Below are 18552 nucleotides of genomic sequence, written 5' to 3'. Positions count from 1 at the left end.
TCTCTCATGGATCACAACGCACTTCTCGCCCGGATCGACGTGCCCGCCGCCCTCGACCTCTTGTCGCGCATGGTGCAGCACAAGAGCTACTCCAAGTCGGAGGGCGAGAAGCAGCTCGCCTCCTTCATGGCCGGCCGCATGCGCGAGATCGGCCTCGAAAGCGAGCTCACGCCCTTCGGCGACGAGGGACGCGTCAACGCCGTCGGCCGCTGGAAAGGCACCGGCGGCGGCAAGAGCCTGATGTTCAACGGCCATCTCGACACCAACCCGGTGACCGAGGGCTGGACCGTCGATCCCTGGGCAGGCAAGGTCGACGACGCCTTCATCTACGGCATCGGCGTCTCCAACATGAAGGCCGGCGACGCCGCCTATTTCTGCGCCGTCAAGACGCTGATCGACGCCGGCGTCAAGCTCCGAGGCGACGTCATCCTCACCTACGTGGTTGGTGAGCTACAAGGCGGCGTCGGCACCTACTCGCTCGTCGAGCAGGGACTTCGCGCCGATTATTTCATCAATTCGGAGCCGACCGACCTGAAGGCGATGACCATGCACGCCGCGGCGTTTATGTTCATCATCGAGCTCACAGGAAATACCCGTCACCTGTCCAAGCGCGAAGAGGCGGTCGACGCCATCACCGCGGCGTGCGACCTCATTCCGCGTCTCAACGCGATGAAGTTCTCGGGCGCGCTCTCGCCGGAGCACGAGGGCATCAACCGCGTCCATGTCGGCGTCGTCCATGGCGCGCTCGGGCGCGAGCTGCACGAATGGCGCGCGCCGCAGGTTGCCGACTTCGTCCGGATCAAGGGCTCGGGCCGCTATGCGCCGGGCCAGACCGAGGCCGGCGCACTGGCCGACATGCGCCGCGAGCTCGATGCGCTCGAAGCACGGTTTCCCGGCCTCAAGGCCAAGATCATGTCGGAGGATCGTTCCGGCGTGCCGACCATGCCGCCATTCGAAGTCGCGCGTACGAGCCCGATCGTCGCCGCGATCAACCGCGCCTATCGCACGGTGCGCGGCGAAGACCAGCCGACCGGACCCGTGGCGCCGAGCTGCTTCTACGGCACCGACGCCGGTCACCTGCACTATTTCGGCAAGATGGAAGGCATCGTCTGCGGTCCCGGCGGACGCTACAACACCATGCCCGACGAGCGGGTCGATATCGTCGATTTCGTCGACATGATCCGCATCTACATGCTCGCGATCCTCGAGATCTGCGGCTGACGCGCGCTCGAAATCGCGCATCTGATCCCACGAGGGCGAATGACGATGTTGTTTCCGATCGACGAATATGACGCACGCGTCAAGCGCGTGCGCGCGCAGATGGCGGCACGAAATCTCGATGTCCTGATCATCGATCAGAGCGAGTTTCTCGCCTATCTCACCGGCTTCCTGATCTCGGAGAACATGTATCGGGCCTGCCTGCTGCCGCGCGATGGCGAGCCGATCATGATTCTGCGCGCCGTCGACCTCGGCCCGTTCAGCGAGAGCTCATGGCTGCAGCGCTCCGTCGCGTTCGCCGATTGGGAAGACCCGGTCAAGGTCCTCGCCGGTATCGTCCGCAGCCTCGGTTTCGCCGCAGGCCGTGTCGGTCTCGACGAAGATTCCTATTGCATGCCGCTGTCCCGCTTCAAGCATTTGTCTGCCCAGCTGCCGGACGCGCAATTTGTCGACTTCTCCGGCGTGATGGCCCTGCTCCGCGCCAGGAAAAGCGCAAGGGAAATCGCCGTGCTCCGGCGCGCCGCCGCAATAGGCGATCTCGGCATCGATGCCGCTGTGAAGGCGGCCGGCGAAGGCCGGTCGGCCCGCGACGCCGCGGCGGCCGTCTATCAGGTGTTCATGCAGGAGGGCGCCGATGCGGCGCGCGCGGGAATCATCACCGCCGGCGTTGGCAACGCCTTTCTGCACGGCGGGCTCACCAAGCAGCCGCTCGCCAAAGGCGACGTTCTGCATATGGAGCTGTTGCCCTATATCGACGGCTACGGCGCCCGCCTGATGCGCTCGGCCGTGATCGGCGAGATCGACCCGCGCCGGTCGCAACTCGCCCGCCGTCTGATCGAGATCCAGGACCGGCAGCTCGAAGCGATGAAGCCGGGTGCCGCAGCCGCCGATATCGACGCGCTGGCCAGAGACACGATGCTCGCCGAAGGCCTGCGGCCCGACTTTCCCAATATCACGGGCTATTCGCTCGGCTGCTATCCGCTCCACACGCCTCGCACCAGCGACTTCTCACGCGTCTTCCTGCCCGGCGCCGACTGGAAGCTGGAGGAAGGCATGGTGTTCCACATGTATGTTTCCGCCGACGGGCTCGCGCTGAGCGAGACCGTGCTCGTCACGGAAGCCGGGCATGAGTGTCTGACACGTGCCCCCCGGCGGGTGTTCCAGATTTAAGTTTGCACGGCCCCAATAGCAGCGACGTCTGCCTGAAGGACTCGTTCAGTCATACTGAGCCGTGTGCGAGCTGCCTCGCTTCACCGCACTTTCCGCAACCGCCGGTCCTGTCGCGGGCACGGCTCCGCCTGCTTTCGGGAATGTCAGCGTCTCGGAGAGCTCGCCGCGCACCATCGTCACCTCGCGTGGGTGCACCGAACTGAGGCGCCAGCCCTGGTAATCTCCGTCGAGCTTCAGGCGCAGCGTGGCCTTGCTGGTCTCGTCGACGAAAATGCCGACACTCTGATCGCCCCCGACGACGGTTCCGACCAGCACGAGCCGCAGCTCGGCCGGCGGTGGGCTCGGCGGCGCGGGCGGCACTTTCGATACAGGCTCCGAAACCGCAGGCGACGACGGCGGCCGACGCGAGGCCGAGAAGATCGGCCGTTCGTTCGTGTCCGAAAGCGCCGCGAGCGGGACGGCCCAGAGCGGATTGCCGCGCATTGCCTCCCGGTTGACCGGAGACCGCGATGGCGCCGCGGAACTGACCGGTGCCAACGTTGCGGGAGACTCCCCAAGGCTGGACGTCCCAAGGCTGGACGTCGGCCCGTTGAAGCCCGGCACGTCGATGTCAGGGAAATCCGCCGGCAGCGCGGAGGTCGAGGCGGACACGTCGAGCAGAAACGCCAGCACGAGCACGAACCCCACCGATATCCGCCGCGCCGCCTTGTGCCCTCTCATGTTCCCAGTCATCGGCCTGTCGGAAGCAACGCGCAAGAGTCTCAGTCAAGAAGGCTGGCGGCCAGCTCAGGCAAGACAAGCGGCTCGCCAGGCGCTGAGCACCGAGGGGAGCAAGGCTTATCGGCTGCCGATGTGACACTTGTGCGAAACATCCGCGACCTCCCCGATGTTTCCCCGGCCGGTTGCCGTCGCGTCATTCCGCGCCTCGACACCGGCTCCGGGCCCCAGTATGACATTGTTGCCGCATCGTCATACTCCCCTGCTAGAGCTTGGCGTTGCTGGACTGGTAGGAATGCGGAGACGTGGCGGTGCGTGGGACCTTGTTGCGGATGTTTTCGGCCGCCGCATCGTCCGCCCTGTGTACGCTTCCGGCAGCAGCCCACGAGCTCAGCCCGGTCGCGGCCGCCGAGCTGCCGCCGGTCACCGTCGCGGCCGAGGTGGAACAGCATCCGAAGCGGCTGGCCCGCAAGAAGTCACCGAAAACTGCGGGTCCACGCAATCATCCGACGGCCGCTCGCACGGACAATTCGACCGAGGGCGGCGGCGCAGCCGGGGCGGCGGCGCCCGGCGGCTCAACCGCCTTGCAGCCCACGGCCGCCAGCGCAGTTCGCATCAGCGGCAAAGAGGTCAATGCCATCCCATTCTCGCGGCCCGGCGAGGCCCTGGAAGTGGTGCCGGGCCTGATCGTCACCCAGCACTCCGGCGAGGGCAAAGCCAATCAGTATTTTCTGCGCGGCTTCAATCTCGATCACGGCACCGATCTTGCGATCAGCGTTGACGGCATGCCCGTCAACATGCCGACCCACGGCCATGGTCAGGGCTACGCCGACATCAATTTCCTGATCCCGGAGCTGATCCAGTCCGTCGATGTGCGCAAGGGACCGTATTTCGCCGACCAGGGCGATTTCGCATCCGCCGGCGCCGTGGCGATCGACTATGTCAACAAGCTGCCGCACAACATCGCGGAGCTCACCTTCGGCAGCTTCGGTTATGGCCGGGCCCTGGCGGCAACATCGAACGCCGTCGGCGCCGGCACGCTGCTGGCGGCGCTCGAGGCCACCAAATATGATGGCCCGTGGCGGTCGCCGGACGACGTCCGCAAGCTGAACGGCGTGCTGCGCTACAGTCAGGGCACCGCGACCGACGGCCTGACGCTGACGGCGATGGCCTATTCCAATGGCTGGAATTCCACCGACCAGGTTGCGCAACGCGCGATCGACCAGGGCCTGATCGATCGCCTCGGCACGCTTAATCCGACCGACGGCGGCACCTCGAGCCGGTTCAGCCTGTCCGGCAGCTGGGCGCAGTCAGGCGACTACGGACAAACCAATGTCCGCGCCTATGTCGTGCGCTCCGACCTGCGGCTCTTCAACGATTTCACCTACTTCCTCGACAACCCGGTCAATGGCGACCAGTTCAGCCAGCTCGACCGCCGCAGCTTCGGCGGCGTCGATGCGCGGCATGCGTTCGACTGGCGCTTTGCCGGCCTCGAATCGCAAACCCGTGTCGGCATACAGAGCCGCTACGACGACATCCATGTCGGCCTGTTCAAGACCGAGCAGCGCAATTGGCTCTCGACCGTGCGCGATGACCGCGTGCGGGAGGGCAATGTCGGCCTCTGGACCGATACCACCACGCGGTGGACCGACTGGTTGCGCACCACGATCGGCATCCGCGAAGATGTCTTCGCCGGGCACGTCTTCAGCGACACGCCGCAGAATTCGGGGAGCGCGCAGGCGTCGATGGCGAGCCCGAAGGCCGGCATCGTGCTCGGCCCCTGGTATGGGACCGAGTTCTACGCCAATGCCGGCTACGGCCTGCACAGCAACGACATTCGCGGCGCGACGATCACGGTCGATCCCAACGACAAGGTGACCCCGCTCGACCGCGTGCCGCTGCTCGTGCGCTCGCGCGGCGCCGAGCTCGGCGTGCGCACCAAACCGATCGAGGGTCTGACCAGCTCGCTCGCAGTCTTCGTGCTCGACTTCGACTCGGAGCTGCTGTTCGTGGGCGACGCCGGCACCACCGAGCCGAGCCGCCCCAGCCGCCGCGTCGGCGTCGAGTGGACGAACCAGTACAAGCCGCTGCCATGGATGACGGTCGATCTCGACGTCGCCCATACCCACGCGCGCTTCACCGATTTCGATCCGGCCGGCGCCCGCATCCCCGGTGCGCCAGCATGGGTGGCGAGCGGCGCGGTCACGCTCGGCGGCGACACCGGATGGTTCGGTGCGCTGAAGGCGCGCTATTTCGGCCCGCGTCCCCTGATCGAAGACGACAGCGTCCGTTCACGGTCCTCGCTGATCTTCAACGCCCGCGCCGGCTACAACTTCGACAACGGCGTTCGGGTGCAACTCGACGTGCTCAACCTCTTCAACGCCCAGACCAACCAGATCGAATACTACTATCTGTCGCGGCTGCCGGGCGAGCCCATCGAGGGCGTTGCGGATCGTCACGTCCATCCGGCCGAGCCGCTTGCGGTGCGGCTGACGGTGGCCGCGAGATTCTAATGCGACTTGCGGGACCGGCGTGGAAGCCACCGGCGCCGGCCGTCATAAATCCTGAAAAAATCTGACATAGGGCGGATGCTTTGATGAACCGAGCGCGCGAGATCGGCTGACGCAAGACCCCGGCTCCGACCGCCAAGCCGGTCGCGTTCGAGGCAGGAGTTTAGGGGAATGCAATCTGAGCCGGACATTAGCATGATCGCCTCGGCAGAGCGGCTCGCGCGCACGGCGCAGGACGAGACCGCATCGATCCGTGGGCAGGCTGCACGCCCGTGGGCGCTTGTCCCCATCGTGACCGCGTCGGGCTTTGCGGGCCTCGGCTACGAGATCGTGTGGACCCGCCAGTTGAGCCTCGCACTCGGCACCGAGATGATGGCGATACTCGGCGTCATTGCCGGTTTTTTCGGCGGTCTGGCCCTCGGCGCGTTCGCTCTTGATCGGCTGATCCGCCGCTCGTCATCGCCATGGCGCGTCTATGCGGCTCTTGAGGCCGTCATCGCCGTCTGGGGCCTGATCAGCGTGTGGCTGCTGCCGGCGGCCGGGCGGGCCCTGCCGCCTCTGCTCGGCACCGAACCGTCTCCAGTCTTGCTGTGGGCCGGCAGCCTGGTGCTGCCGACGCTCGTGCTGCTCCCCGCAACGATCGCCATGGGCGGAACTCTGGCCGCGCTGGAACGGATGACGCGACACGCGCGCGGCGAGGCGCGCGTCACTTCAGGCGTGTATGGGGCGAATACGGCTGGGGCGCTCGCCGGCACGCTCGCTTCCACATTCCTGCTGATCCCGGCGCTCGGATTTTCGGGAACATTGCTCTGCCTCGCCGGCGTCAACGCGTTCTGCGCCCTCGCCGCGCTCGCGCTTGGGTCTGCAGCGGCCAAAGCCGATGCCGAACAGCCGCGGATCGCGCGAATTCGCGACCTCAGGCTCACGATCACCCTGTTTGCAACGGGACTGCTCGGAATCACCTTCGAGGTCCTTGTGGTCCGGCTCGCCGCGCAGGTGATGGAAGATACCGTCTACACATTCGCAGGATTACTGGCTGCGTATCTGCTCGGCACCGCGGCAGGCGGCCTGCTCTGGCAGCGGACCGGACGAGAGGCGACTGACGGAAATCTCCGCGGCCTGCTCGCTGGAGCCGCATTCGCCTGCATCACAACCGCCGCTCTTGCGCCCTATGCCGGCCGACTGGTCGAGATCGCATCGGCTGCGGACATCTTCGGCGAGCTCGCAGTGGCGATCGCCCTCTTCCTGATCCCCGCAACCGCGATGGGCGCACTGTTCGGCCTGCTGGCCCAGCGGCTGAGCGATCAGCGCGGCTCGGTCGGAACGGCCGTCGGGATCAACAGTCTCGGCGCCTGCATCGCACCGCTGGTCGCGGCGCAATTGCTGATCCCGGCCCTTGGCGCCTGGACGGCGCTGCTTGCCGTTGCGCTCGGCTATTTGCTGCTGCTGCCGCCCGGCCGATCGGCGTTGCTGTGGTCCGCGCTACCTGCGATCTGCGCGCTTCTGCTGTGGCTCAATCCAGCGCCGCCATTGACGCGGGTGCCGCCGGGTGGCGCGCTGCTTGCCGTCCGTGAAGGACCGATGGCGACGGCAAGTGTCGTCGATGATGCGGCCGGTACACGCTACCTCGAGGTCAACGGGCATTTCCGCATGGGCGGGACGAGCTCGACGCGGTCCGACTACCGGCAGGCGATGCTGCCGCTGCTGCTTCACGGAGCGCCGCGCCACGCCTTGTTCCTCGGCATCGGCACGGGCGCCACGATGATTGGGGGAACACAGATGCCCGGCGTCAGCGTGCGCGGCGTCGAGCTCTCGCGGGAAGTGGTGGACCTGCTGCCCTGGTTCGTCGATCCTGCGGCGGCCTCAGTGCCCCGACTGACCGTGGCGGACGCCCGCCGCTACGTCGCGGCGGATACGGGCCAGCACGACGTGATCATCGCCGACCTGTTTCACCCCGCGCTCGACGGCAGCGGCGCGCTTTATACGGTGGAGCATTTCCAGGCGGTGAAACGCAGGCTGGCGCCCGGCGGGATCTTCTGCCAATGGCTGCCGCTGTATCAGCTCGATATGCCTTCGCTCCGCGCCATCATCCGCGGTTTTCTCGACGTCTATCCCGACGGCGCGGCCTGGCTCAATCACTACAGCGTCCGCACCCCGATGCTTGCGCTGATCGGAACGCGCGACGGCGGCCGCCTCGATATCGATGCGCTGGAAGCCCGGCTGCACGATCCCGCGACCGCGAAGATCGTACGGCCGCTGGGGTTCGAGGCGCCGATCGACCTGCTCGGCCAGTATGTCGGAGGTCCGCGCGCTCTCTCCGCCTTCGCCGGCGAAGGTCCGCGCAACACGGATGATTATCCGTTCGTGACGTTCGATGCGCGGAGGAATGTCCGCGCGCTCCGGGCCGCCCCCTGGTCACTGCTGCTGGCCGTGACGAAGGACCTCCAGCCGGATCCGAATGAACTGCTGGCCGGGCCCGGGCGCGATGCGTTGAGCGCGCGCCTCACCGCCTATTGGCACGCGCGCAACCGCTTCCTCGAAGCCGGCGCATCGCTGCCCGGCGATCCCCGCGGTACCGCCCTGATCGAAGCCGCCTCCCCGGGCCTCATCGACGCGCTTCGCCTCAGCCCCGAATTCGACCCGGCTTATGGACCGCTGATGGGCATGGCGAAATGGCTGATCGGCTCGGACCGCGCGGCGGCCGCCCGCCTGCTGCGCAAGATCAATGAGGCGGCGCCCACGAGGCCGGAAGCGCGGGAGCTGCTGCTGCGCGAGTTCGGCTTGCGGAACGAGTGATCTGCAGGCCTTACGGCGCGAAGTTGATGCGATAGCCCCAGCAGTCGAGATGATCGGGAATCGCGTTGAAGGCGATCGTGATCCTCTGACCGCCCTGATTCCTCGGCACCTCGTGGTAGAGGTAGCTTGGAAACAGCACGAGATCGCCGGGCTCGGCCTCGGGCAACGCATACTTGCCCGCGTTGAAGGGCCCAATCGCGGCTTCGCGCGTGTGGTGGCGGAAGGAGAAATCGAATCCGCCGGGCGGCCGCACGAAGACCGTCTTGCAGGCCGGATGCGAGGGCGTCAGGTAGAAGATGCCGGAGACGAAGCTGTTGGCATGGGAATGCAGCGTCTGGTTTCCGCCGGTCTCGAGCATGTTTGTCCACATCTCCTTGACGGTCCAGCGCAGCTTTTCGCCGAACAGCAGGACGCCGAAATCGACCAGCTTGGGGACGGCAAGCTCGGCGATCTGACGAAACAGCTCGTTGTCGCGGGGATCGGCAACTTCGGTGTGGAAGAGCTGACCCGAACGCAGATTGCCCTCGATCCGGGTATTCCGGATCGCGGCCACGGCGGCCTCGTTCAGCGAGGGCGGAAGCAGCCCGGGCGACCGCAGCAGGGGAATCGGAAAAAGCGGCTCGATCTGATCCATGTCGCAACGTCACCCTGTTCTTGAAACGCGGGCAGACAATGCGCGGGCTAAGATGACACTGCGATGACAGTGCGAAGGATCTCTAAAATTCTCCGATCCCGCTACTCGTCGGCCCGGAGCACTTTCAGCTTCTCGCCCGGCCGCAGTTCATGGCGCCGTTCGCGCACCTCATCCGAGGCGCGTGCGGCCATGTCGACACATTCGTCGAACTCGCCATTGCCGGCTTCGACCAGCGCCTGATGCAGGTGCCGTTCGGCGAAGTAGCGCGACAGATGATCAGGCGGCAAGGCAGCCGCCAATGCGCGCGCCTCCGCCACCGCAGCATTGCACTCGTCTTGGGTCGGTTCCTCCGAGACAGGCACGGCCGCACCAGGGCTAGCCACAGCGCAGCCGAGGCCAGCGATCAGGCCAAACGTGCAGAGCGTAACACGAAACAGATGCATGTCAGTCGTTACTGGGCAGCAACAGCCCGCTTCAAAACGAGTGCGGCGGGACGCAATGTTGCGTCCCGCCGGGTGGACTCACATCACGTCAGTGGTGGTCGTGATGATGATGATCGTCGTCGTGGTCGTGGTCGTTGTCGGCCCGCTGTCCGAGCTTGCGCGCCAGCTCAGCATTGGTCTCGACCAGAAGCTTCGGCGAGCCTTCCGGCCTGACGAAGATCGGGTTGGCGTAGAACCAGACGTTCGAGTAGGCCTGAACGTCGTGGGTCACCTTCTTGGCGCCGTTCACCGTCTCCAGATGCGCCGGGCACGCCGGATCGGTGCAGCTGACCTGCGCGTTGTTGGCATCCAGCAGCGGATTGCCGGCGGTATCACTGACGTTCGGAGTGCCGTTCGGAATGTTGGTTCCGCGCGCACGGATGTAGAACGGCTTTGTGCCCGCGGTAAACGTCGTCGTGAACGTCAGCCGCACGCCGTCACGATCGCCGCGGCGCTCGCGATGCATCTGCGTCGCGGGAATCTGCCGGGCGATCGTCGCCGACGGATTGTACACGATCGACGCGCCGGCCGTGCCCGCGGCATTCGCCACCGCGTAATTGGGCGCATCAGGCGCAACGACGCCGGTGATCTGGCCGGTGATCAGGTCGACATGGTCGAGCGACGGCTTGTTGAGCGGCTGCTGGATCCCCACCGGCACCAGCAGCGGATTGTTGAAGGTGTAGGGGCTGTTGTTCTCCCGCGGCACGGTCAGTTGCATCTCGACCGTGATCTTCTCGCCGGGCCGCACGACCAGCGTCTCACCCATGGTCTTCCAGTCGTCGCCGCGCGTCTTGGCGCGGAACACCATGTCCGGACCGATCAGGTCGGCGTTGACCGAGTACGAGTTGCCCGAACGCATGCCGTCGACGACGTGCTGCGACGAGAACCGTCCGGCGTTCGGAACATACAGCTTGGTGTATTCGCCGGGAATGAAGTCGGCCGTCGTGAAGGAGTCGCGCGCACCGCCGGCACCGCGGCTGTGCCAGTCCGAGCTCACATACATGAAGAAGTTGCGGCCTTCGCCGAGCAACCCGTCCCAGAGGCCGCCGACCTTCGCGGTGTAGATGCCGCTCATGCCGTAGGTGCCGCCGCCGACCGCGCCCGAGGTGTAGGAGCCGGAGCCGCCATTGGCACCGCCTTCGGCGAAGTGGCCTGGCGATTCGATACCGAACGCGACCGTCGGGCCCGCATTGTTGAAGTCGCGGAAGTGCTCGATGTTGTAGCCCTTGTTCGCGGTCGTGCTGAACGGGCCCTGGCGCTCAGTGTGGGTCGGGATGACGTAGGATTGCAGCGGGTAGTTCGCCTGCAGCCACTTGATGCCCGTGAGCGCCTTCTGGTGGCCCGCCGTGCCGGTGTTGTTGACGTTGTCCTTGCCGGGCCAGAGCTGGTTGCCGCCGGCGTCGATGACGGGGCCGATCGCATCGGTGTCGGCGCGGTCGAAGCGGTATTCGAATTCCGCCATCTTGTCCGCGTTGCCGGGCCCCTTCCTCGGGTGCATCGGGTGCTGCCCGGTGATGACGGCGACGTCGACGTGTTCGTGGCCGGGCGCGATCCACTCGAGACCCTCGATCAGCACCTTGTCGTAGCGCGCCGAGCGATTGACGATGGTCGGATACTCGACCTCGCGGATCGACTGCCAGCGCCACATCTGCGCGCCGGTGCCGGAGCCGTTCGGGGTGCCCTTCAGGCTGCTGATGGTGATCCCGTCGATGGTCTGGCCGAGCGTCTGGCTCCAGGTCGTCGTGGTCTGCCCCGGAATATTGGCGCTGGTGTCGCTGAAGCGGCAGTCGCGATTGCCGGAACCGCCGTGGTTGCCGAGCGTGAACCAGTCGAGGTCGAAATTGTTGCCACCCGCCGACGCGGTGCCCCGCCCGACGGCGCGGTCGATCGTGTAGCCGGCTGCTACCGAACCATCCGTGCAGGTGTTGTGGTTGTGCATGTCACCGGCGACATAGGGATTGCCGCGGCGCTCCCCCCGACCGAACTCCTCGGCCGTCGCGCTCTGAGTCAGCGCTAATGATGCCGATGCGGCGGTCAACAGGATCGTCTTGCCAGATGGAAACATCTATCTCCCCTCATTCAAGTCAGATATCGCGAAACAACAACGGAGCCTCCGGGAATCGAACACCATGTGCCCCAATTGGGGTGAGCGGATTCCCTGCGCGCGGGATCATGACCAGAGTTCCGATACAACTTCGTGAAGGATTTATGTTTGGTGCGCGCAGGTCGGCAATTTCGCCAGGCATCTTGCCTCCAGCGTTTGTCCGTTGCATTTTCCGCGCCGCGTGAAGGTGACAGTTGAAATGCTCTGCCGCATCAAGCGGCGGCGCGTGCTGCGAGATTTGTGACAACCATATGTCAATGCCGGCGACACCAGTTGAAGTGCAGTCCTTTCCGATATCGCACGCGGGAGGCCCGGGCGCCGATGCCCGTGGCGCCACGCAGCCGTCGCGCTCCTTCGTCTCGGCGCTCGTGCGGCTCTCGCGCGAACCCTTGCTGCACTTCACCCTGCTCGGAGCGATCATCTTCGGCGTCGACGCCGTGCTGCATCCGCCAACCAAGGACGAAAAGGTCATCACGGTGACCAAGGCGATGCGACAGTCCTTCATCGACAATTTCGACGAGGACAAGGAACGCGCCCCGTCCAGCGAGCAGCTCCAGAAGATGATCGACAGCTGGGTCGCGAGCGAGATCCTCTACCGCGAAGGCAAGGCGCTGGGTGTCGATCGCGGCGACGAGACGATCCGCGACCGGATTGCCTTCAAGATGCAGTTGCTGATCTTCGACCAGATCCGTGTCCCGCGTCCTACGGACGAACAGCTCCAGGCATGGTTTGCGGAAAATCACGCCCGCTTCGACGAGCCGGAGCGCGTCTCCTTCTACATCACCCCGCCCACGGACCAGGCGACGGCGCAGCGTCAGCTCGACGACATCGTCCAGCAGCGCGAATCCGAGGAGCTGCAGCATCTCACGCGCGCCGTCCTCGCCCGGCCGGTCGAAAGTCTTGCCGCAGGCTTCGGCGAAGGCTTCCGCGATCAACTGCTGGCGATGCCGGAAGGGGAATGGAAGCTGCTGCAATCCAAGGACGGCTGGCACGTCGCCCGGCTGGATTCCCGGCGCGAGGGGAATCTTGCCAGCCTCGACAAGGTTCGGGATGAGGCCGCCAGGATCTGGCATACGGACGAGACGCGCAAGCTGGCCTGGGAAGCGGTCAAGCGGCTCAAGGCGTCCTATCAAGTGCGGTACGAGCCGTGAGAACGATCCCATATCTGCGGTTGACGCTGCTGGCTTTGACGCTGGCGCTGGCCGTGCTCATCCGGCCGTCGGCGCTCAGCGCGCATGAAGCGGCGATGGGCGTGCTCGAATTCCGCGAGGTCCGGCCCGGCGCCTTCGTCGGGCGCTGGAGCATCGAGCCCTCGATCGGGGCATCGCGGGTCGACCTGCGGGTGCCGCCGCACTGCTTTCTCCGCCTGCCCGAGATGAACTGCGGCGCGAAGGGACTGGTGGGTCCGATCACCATCACCAATCTCGGCTCCAATATGTCGGTCGTCCTGATCAAGGTCATCCCGATCGAAGGCGAGCCGCGCAGCTACACGATCTCGACGGCCAATCCGGTTGTCTCCGTTCTCGGCACCGGCGCGCCGACGTTCGAGGTGTGGCTCGAGCTGGCCAAGACTTATGTGAATTACGGCATCGATCACATCCTGCTCGGCGCCGATCATCTGCTGTTCGTGCTGGGCTTGATCTGGATCGTCGGCGGCGGCTGGCGTCTGGTGAAGACGATCACGGCTTTCACGATCGGCCACAGCGCTTCGCTCGCTGCAGCGGCTTTCGGCCTGATCGGCGTGCCGGAACGCCCGCTCAATGCCTGCATCGCGTTGAGCATCGCCTTCGTCGGGGTGGAAATCGTCAAGCAGCAGCGCGACGAGATCGGGCTCACCGCCCGCTATCCCTGGATCGTGGCGTTCAGTTTCGGCCTGGTGCACGGCATCGGCTTTGCGAGCGCGCTCGCGGGACTCGGACTCGAACTCCGCCTGCTGCCCGCGGCGCTGCTGTTCTTCAACGTCGGCGTGGAAATCGGACAGCTCGCCTTCGTGCTGCTCGTGCTCGCCCTGATCTGGGCGCACCGACGGCTCGATGCCGTCGTGCCGCGCTGGGGCGAGGCGCTTCCGGCCTACCTGATCGGGTCGGTCTCGATGTTCTGGTTCTTCGGCCGTCTGGTGCGCGTGTTCGCAGTGATCTGAGCGAGAGTCCCAACACAATGTCCTTGCGCCTTCCCCTCCGCCTCACGACTGCGATCGTTTCACTCGCACTGATGCAACCGGCGCTCGCGCATGAGCAGGCCGGCGTGGCAGGCGGCCTTCTCAGCGGCCTGCTTCATCCGGTCACGGGCATCGACCATCTGATCGCAATGGTGGCGGTCGGGATCTGGGGCGCGCAACTCGGCGCGCCGGCCATCTGGATCCTGCCGATCACATTCCCCCTCGTCATGGCGATCGGCGGAGTGCTGGGTGTGCTGCATGTCCCGCTCCCGATGCCGGAGGTGATGATTGCCGTCTCCGCCGTGATCCTGGGAGTTGCCGTTGCCGCCCGGCTGCGCCTGCCCTTTGCCGCGGCCGCTGTCGTCGTCGCGGTATTCGCGATCTTTCACGGTCATGCGCACGGCGCCGAGCTTCCGCGCGCGGCGAATGCGCTCGCCTATGGCGTCGGCTTCGTCACCGCCACCGGCCTGTTGCACCTCTGCGGCATCGCGATCGGCACGTTGACGCGCTGGCCCGCCGGCGAGCGCCTCATCCAGGGACTTGGGGCCGGCATTGCGGCAATCGGCTGCTATTTCCTTGCGCAGGGCGTCGGAGCCTTCGCATGAAGCTGAATTCCGCGCGCCTGTTGATCGCCGCAGCGATGCTGCTCGCCGGCGGAAATGCCGCCGAGGCGCATATCGTCGCGGCGCGCCTCGGCGATTTCTACATGGGTGTGGTGCATCCACTCACCGATCTCCAGGATGTCGTCCTCTGGACCGCGACCGGCGTGCTGGCGGGTACGCTCGGAGCCGCCAAGGGGCGCTGGCTCATCGCCGTGTTTCCCCTAGGACTGCTGGCCGGTCTGCTCCTCGGGCACGTCTTCGGCGCGGCGTCCACACAGCTGGCGGACGCGGCAATGATGCTCGCGATCGGCCTGCTGCTCGCAGGCGCAGCGCAGGTGCCCACAGTGCTGCTCTGCGCGATGGCCTTCGCGGTCGCCGTGATCAGGGGTGCCGCGAATGGCGCCGACCTCGCGCCCGAAACCGACCGGCTGCTGTTTGCAGCAGGATTGACGTGCATCGGCTACGCCGCCATCACCCTGACGATGGCGCTGACCGCGGTGTTCAAGCGAACGAACCCGGATAGCGCAACATCCTGGCGCACCATCGCCGTTCGCGCACTCGGCGGCTGGATCGCGGCGATCGGCCTGATGATGGCAAGCCTTGCACTGGCGTCATGAGAAGGCACCAGGAGCGCCCTTGTTGTAGGATCAGTCAGGACCTGGAGTTGGACGGCAGGCCTCCGAACCAGGCGCCGAAATAGCCGGCATAGAGAGCCGGTCGCTCCAGATTCATCGAATGCCCGATGCCGGGCACGATCACGAGACGGCAATCCGGCATCGCCTTGGCCATCGCGCGAAGATCGTCCGGCGCAATCCAGCCGTCCCTTTCACCCCACAGCACCAAATGCGGATGCCGCAGTTCCGGCATGCGGCGCTCGAGCTCGCGGCTTTCCTTCTCGCGCGTGAGGTTGACGGGGGTGCCGATCCAGATTCCTTCCGAGACACCAAACGTCTGGTCGATGATGCGGTCGAACAGCGCCTCGATCTCGCCCAGCCCTTCGCGAAAGCGCGGGATGGCGTTCGGCGCCATGCTTTCCGGCACGAACAGCGAGGACGCCGCCGTTGCCATGATCGTCCGCGTCAGCTCCTTGCTCATCATCATCGAGCGGAACAGGCCGATCTGGTCGGCATTGAAGGCCATGCCGAGCGGAGTCACCGGATCGAGCGCAAACACCCGCCCGAAACGCTGCGGCTGCATCAGCAGCATGCGCGCAGCGATGATGCCGCCGGTCGAATGCGTCGCGAGATGGCAATGGCGGATGCCCAGCGTGTCGAGCGCCGCCAGCATGTCCTCGGCGTGCTGCTGCATGGAATAGTTGGAATAGTCCGCGTTCGGCTTCGGCCGATCGCTGTCACCGCACCCGCGCCAGTCCAGGCCGACGACCCGCAGCCCCGTTGGAAACAGGGGCGCGGCGAGCTCGATCCAGTCCTTGCTGGCGAGATTGCCGTGGATGAAGACGACGGTGACGTCGCCCTCTCCCCACTCTCGCCAGCCAAGCTGGACTTCGCCCGCCCGCACCCGTGGCATCAGCACGTCCTATTTGTTGAGACCCGCCGTCGGTGCCGCACCGGGAGGCGTTGGCGCCACCGGCAGCGCCGATGCCACCGCGCCCCTGATCATGCGATCGGTGCCGAGCGGCGACGACGTATCGACCGTTCCCTTGGTGACGAAGTCCACCACGTCGACAGAGAACTCGACCGGGTTATCCGTATGGATGAAATGTCCGGTCTCCGGATAGATCTTGAGGATCGGCCGGTTGCCGGCATTGGTCATCCGCGACATGAACGGCGTGATGACGTCGCGCCCGAGATCCGTCAGCCCGTTGAAGGCGGGCGTCGGGATGAACGGCTCCTTGTCGCCGAATGACAGGAATATCGGCGCCTTGATCTGGATGACGCGCTCATAGAGATTCTTCGGATCATCCTGCTGAAGCTCCGCTCCGATGGTATAGATGTCGAAGATGAAGACGTTGCACCATTGCTCGAGCTCCTTCGGGTTGCCCTTGGTGAGGCCGACGCGCTGCTCGGTGTGCAGGCGGGCATATTCGCTGTCGCTGAAGAAGTACCCGCTCTTGGCCGCCGACACCGTGCCGGTGTTCGGATCACGCTTCTTGAAATAGAAGAAGTCGCGGATGTTCTGCTCGTCGCGCGCCTTCTCCGCCGCGAGAATGCCGGTCTGATCCCAGACCTGCTTCCATTTGTCGAAATCCCGGCCGAGGCCGTCGGCGAAGAGAGGCGCCTTCTTGTCCTTGGCGATGGTGATCTCGCGCGGATATTCCTCGAGGCCGGAGGGTGCTTCCAGGGCGAGGCCCTGCACCGCGTCCGGCCAGGTCAGCGCGTAGCCCACCACGAACTGGCCGCCGAGCGAGTGGCCGAGGTAGTAGGCCTTCTTGACGCCGAGCTGGTTGACGACGAGGTCGTAGATCACCTCGCGCATGTCCTGCATGGTCCGCGCCGGGCTCTTGTCGAGATTGCCGGGCCCGGACATGCCGTAATGCGGCAGGTCCGGCACGATCACGCGCAGGCCGCTGCGCAGCGCATACTGCATGACGTTGCCGTAGTGCCCGCCGAAGGCGCCCTTGCCGTGGATGATGACGAGCACCTTCGGATCCTTGTCGGTGCCGGCATATTCATCCATGTAACCGATTTCCCAGGAATTGCCGCTCTTGTCCTTGGCGTTGCCGAACTTGACCGGATAGGGATAGGTCACATACGCCTTCCAGAACGACTTCTTCGGATCGATGTTCTGGGCGACGTCGGCCACGCGGTAATTCTTGTCGACGAATTTCTGCGCGCGATCGAGGCTCGCGACGTCGTCCATGAAGGAGACGAACTTCGGATCGTTCTTTCGATTGTTGATCAGCGGGAACACGCCGTAATGGGCGACCGGGCTTTCCTCGGCGATCAGATCCGCGCCGGGCACGCGATCGACGGCTTTCTGGGCGAGCTTGAAGTTGAGCCAGAGATCGTTGGTGATGTGCATCACCAGCGTGCGGGCCTGGATGCGGCCGAGATAGGGATTGACGTTGTGCGTCTCGCCCACCCGGTTGCGCCAGACGAGATCGACCGCGTCATAGAGCTTGGCGCGGTTGATGACGTTCAACCCGGCCTTCTCGTTCGGCGGATCCCAGTAGAAGATTTCGGGCTGAACGGCCGCCCAGTTCTGGGTGGTGCGGAAGGCGAAGTCATAGCCGGTCATGCCGAGGATCGACCAGCCGAAGGCCACGCCCGGCACCGGGTGCTTCTCCTTGGGCAGCTTGTAATAGTCGCCCTTGGTCGCCTGCCAGACCGGATCGCCCTGGATCGCGGCCGTCATCATCTGGAACGTCCAGTTGCCGACGGGATCCTCGCCATCGGACTGCGTGGTGCCGCCGATCGGCATCAACGCGCCGATATATTCGGGATGCATGACACCCCAGACATAGGTCTGGGTGCCACCCATGGAGACGCCGGTGACCAGCGCGACGCGCGCGACCTTCAGCTCGTCGCGCAGCAGGCGATAGTTCGCCTGCACCATGTCGTAGTAGCTGTACTGCGGGAACTTGATGCCGAGACCGTCGGACGGCTTGCTTGCACCCCAGGTGCCGAGCGGATCGACCATGATGACGTAATAGCGGTCGGTGTCGATCGGCCGGCCCGGGCCGATGACCGGGACGCCGCCTGACAGGGCGGCGCCTTTGACCCACTGCTCGTACATGTCGGTGGAGTCGCCGGAATAATAGGAGTTGATCACGACGGCATTGGTGATCTCGCCGGCGGCATTGCGCCGCGCGTTGCCGATCGTGATGTAGCCGGTGCGCAGCTTGCCGCCGCCAAGCGATTCCAGCGTCACGCCGCCCTCGCCGCCATTCTCCCATTTCGAGGGATCGGCCAGGTCGTACTTTCCGCCGAGGCGGAAATTCGCGATCTCGTAGGTCTTCTTGAGACCGTCATGCTGCATCTGCGACGAGCGGCGCGTGAACGGTTGCGCCACCGCAAGCGCGGTGCCAACCAGCAACAAGATCATGCTGACGATGCAACGCTGCAGCGCGTTTCTCCCGGTCATGGCGACCTCCCTCCTGGCGGTGTTTTGACCGCACGCTAGGTTGGGTGCCCCTGGGAGGTTTGATTTAGCTCAATGGAATCCTCGCGCCGGCGTCGAGGATCGCGGCCATCACCACCT

At 65.4% G+C, this 18552-nt stretch carries 14 protein-coding genes; 8 read left to right on the top strand and 6 right to left on the bottom strand.

What is annotated here, in order from left to right; genetic code table 11:
• Positions 1 to 6 precede the first annotated feature (6 nt).
• Together JQ603_RS08840 and JQ603_RS08835 are read left to right on the top strand one after the other, a co-directional pair.
• A complete protein-coding gene (locus tag JQ603_RS08840) occupies positions 7 to 1221 on the top strand; it encodes a M20 family metallopeptidase (RefSeq protein ID WP_212338352.1) in 1215 nt (404 codons plus the stop codon).
• A gap of 39 nt (positions 1222 to 1260) precedes the next feature.
• Positions 1261 to 2388: a M24 family metallopeptidase gene (locus tag JQ603_RS08835; RefSeq protein WP_212338351.1), complete on the top strand. Its 1128-nt coding sequence runs from the start codon at positions 1261 to 1263 to the stop codon at positions 2386 to 2388.
• A 45-nt stretch (positions 2389 to 2433) separates the two neighbouring features.
• On the opposite strand, the gene JQ603_RS08830 is transcribed toward JQ603_RS08835, so the two are convergent.
• Complete coding sequence (locus JQ603_RS08830; RefSeq protein ID WP_212338350.1) at positions 2434 to 3108, bottom strand: hypothetical protein; 675 nt, start codon at positions 3106 to 3108, stop codon at positions 2434 to 2436.
• Between the two features lie 329 nt (positions 3109 to 3437).
• Between JQ603_RS08830 and JQ603_RS08825 the strand changes: the two genes are divergently transcribed.
• Together JQ603_RS08825 and JQ603_RS08820 are read left to right on the top strand one after the other, a co-directional pair.
• Positions 3438 to 5618, top strand: a complete 2181-nt coding sequence (locus JQ603_RS08825) for a TonB-dependent receptor (protein WP_245003566.1) — start codon at positions 3438 to 3440, stop codon at positions 5616 to 5618.
• 168 nt (positions 5619 to 5786) lie between these two features.
• Complete coding sequence (locus tag JQ603_RS08820; RefSeq protein ID WP_245003523.1) at positions 5787 to 8411, top strand: spermidine synthase; 2625 nt, start codon at positions 5787 to 5789, stop codon at positions 8409 to 8411.
• Between the two features lie 10 nt (positions 8412 to 8421).
• On the opposite strand, the gene JQ603_RS08815 is transcribed toward JQ603_RS08820, so the two are convergent.
• From JQ603_RS08815 to JQ603_RS08805, 3 genes are all read right to left on the bottom strand, one after another.
• Complete coding sequence (locus JQ603_RS08815) at positions 8422 to 9045, bottom strand: 2OG-Fe(II) oxygenase family protein (RefSeq protein WP_212338349.1); 624 nt, start codon at positions 9043 to 9045, stop codon at positions 8422 to 8424.
• A gap of 101 nt (positions 9046 to 9146) precedes the next feature.
• On the bottom strand, positions 9147 to 9488 hold the full coding sequence (locus JQ603_RS08810) for a hypothetical protein (protein ID WP_212338348.1): 342 nt from the start codon (positions 9486 to 9488) through the stop codon (positions 9147 to 9149).
• 88 nt (positions 9489 to 9576) lie between these two features.
• Positions 9577 to 11592, bottom strand: a complete 2016-nt coding sequence (locus JQ603_RS08805) for a hypothetical protein (RefSeq protein ID WP_212338346.1) — start codon at positions 11590 to 11592, stop codon at positions 9577 to 9579.
• A gap of 290 nt (positions 11593 to 11882) precedes the next feature.
• On the opposite strand from JQ603_RS08805, the gene JQ603_RS08800 reads away from it, so the two are divergent.
• The 4 genes from JQ603_RS08800 to JQ603_RS08785 are packed head-to-tail and all read left to right on the top strand — an operon-like array spanning position 11883 to position 15008.
• The gene (locus tag JQ603_RS08800; protein WP_433996633.1) at positions 11883 to 12782 is read left to right on the top strand and encodes a peptidyl-prolyl cis-trans isomerase; all 900 of its coding nucleotides are present in this window, start codon (positions 11883 to 11885) and stop codon (positions 12780 to 12782) included.
• A complete protein-coding gene (locus JQ603_RS08795; RefSeq protein ID WP_349630716.1) occupies positions 12779 to 13771 on the top strand; it encodes a HupE/UreJ family protein in 993 nt (330 codons plus the stop codon). Before JQ603_RS08800 ends, JQ603_RS08795 begins: the two co-directional genes overlap by 4 nt.
• Before the next feature lie 17 nt (positions 13772 to 13788).
• The gene (locus tag JQ603_RS08790; RefSeq protein WP_212338341.1) at positions 13789 to 14394 is read left to right on the top strand and encodes a HupE/UreJ family protein; all 606 of its coding nucleotides are present in this window, start codon (positions 13789 to 13791) and stop codon (positions 14392 to 14394) included.
• The gene (locus tag JQ603_RS08785; protein WP_212338338.1) at positions 14391 to 15008 is read left to right on the top strand and encodes a HupE/UreJ family protein; all 618 of its coding nucleotides are present in this window, start codon (positions 14391 to 14393) and stop codon (positions 15006 to 15008) included. The genes JQ603_RS08790 and JQ603_RS08785 overlap by 4 nt, the downstream gene beginning before the upstream one ends.
• 34 nt (positions 15009 to 15042) lie before the next feature.
• Here JQ603_RS08785 and JQ603_RS08780 read toward each other — a convergent pair whose 3' ends face one another.
• Entirely contained in the window at positions 15043 to 15918 is an 876-nt protein-coding gene (locus tag JQ603_RS08780; protein ID WP_212338336.1) for an alpha/beta fold hydrolase, read from the bottom strand.
• Between the two features lie 9 nt (positions 15919 to 15927).
• Entirely contained in the window at positions 15928 to 18435 is a 2508-nt protein-coding gene (locus JQ603_RS08775; RefSeq protein WP_212338333.1) for an alpha/beta hydrolase, read from the bottom strand.
• Between the last annotated feature and the right edge of the window lie 117 nt (positions 18436 to 18552).

Source organism: Bradyrhizobium liaoningense, assembly GCF_018130825.1.
Classification (GTDB): domain Bacteria; phylum Pseudomonadota; class Alphaproteobacteria; order Rhizobiales; family Xanthobacteraceae; genus Bradyrhizobium; species Bradyrhizobium liaoningense_B.
The sequence above is the reverse complement of the archived record's forward strand: the minus strand, read 5'-3'. Positions and strand labels throughout refer to the sequence as shown.

What these genes read in the sequence shown, in the direction of transcription:
- JQ603_RS08785 (WP_212338338.1), top strand. Translation starts at nt 14,391, where the DNA reads ATGAAGCTGAATTCCGCGCGCCTGTTGATCGCCGCAGCGATGCTGCTC.
- JQ603_RS08820 (WP_245003523.1), top strand. Translation starts at nt 5,787, where the DNA reads ATGCAATCTGAGCCGGACATTAGCATGATCGCCTCGGCAGAGCGGCTC.
- JQ603_RS08835 (WP_212338351.1), top strand. Translation starts at nt 1,261, where the DNA reads ATGACGATGTTGTTTCCGATCGACGAATATGACGCACGCGTCAAGCGC.
- JQ603_RS08840 (WP_212338352.1), top strand. Translation starts at nt 7, where the DNA reads ATGGATCACAACGCACTTCTCGCCCGGATCGACGTGCCCGCCGCCCTC.
- JQ603_RS08800 (WP_433996633.1), top strand. Translation starts at nt 11,883, where the DNA reads ATGTCAATGCCGGCGACACCAGTTGAAGTGCAGTCCTTTCCGATATCG.
- JQ603_RS08825 (WP_245003566.1), top strand. Translation starts at nt 3,438, where the DNA reads ATGTTTTCGGCCGCCGCATCGTCCGCCCTGTGTACGCTTCCGGCAGCA.
- JQ603_RS08830 (WP_212338350.1), bottom strand. Translation starts at nt 3,108, where the DNA reads ATGAGAGGGCACAAGGCGGCGCGGCGGATATCGGTGGGGTTCGTGCTC.
- JQ603_RS08815 (WP_212338349.1), bottom strand. Translation starts at nt 9,045, where the DNA reads ATGGATCAGATCGAGCCGCTTTTTCCGATTCCCCTGCTGCGGTCGCCC.
- JQ603_RS08810 (WP_212338348.1), bottom strand. Translation starts at nt 9,488, where the DNA reads ATGCATCTGTTTCGTGTTACGCTCTGCACGTTTGGCCTGATCGCTGGC.
- JQ603_RS08790 (WP_212338341.1), top strand. Translation starts at nt 13,789, where the DNA reads ATGTCCTTGCGCCTTCCCCTCCGCCTCACGACTGCGATCGTTTCACTC.
- JQ603_RS08780 (WP_212338336.1), bottom strand. Translation starts at nt 15,918, where the DNA reads ATGCCACGGGTGCGGGCGGGCGAAGTCCAGCTTGGCTGGCGAGAGTGG.
- JQ603_RS08805 (WP_212338346.1), bottom strand. Translation starts at nt 11,592, where the DNA reads ATGTTTCCATCTGGCAAGACGATCCTGTTGACCGCCGCATCGGCATCA.
- JQ603_RS08775 (WP_212338333.1), bottom strand. Translation starts at nt 18,435, where the DNA reads ATGACCGGGAGAAACGCGCTGCAGCGTTGCATCGTCAGCATGATCTTG.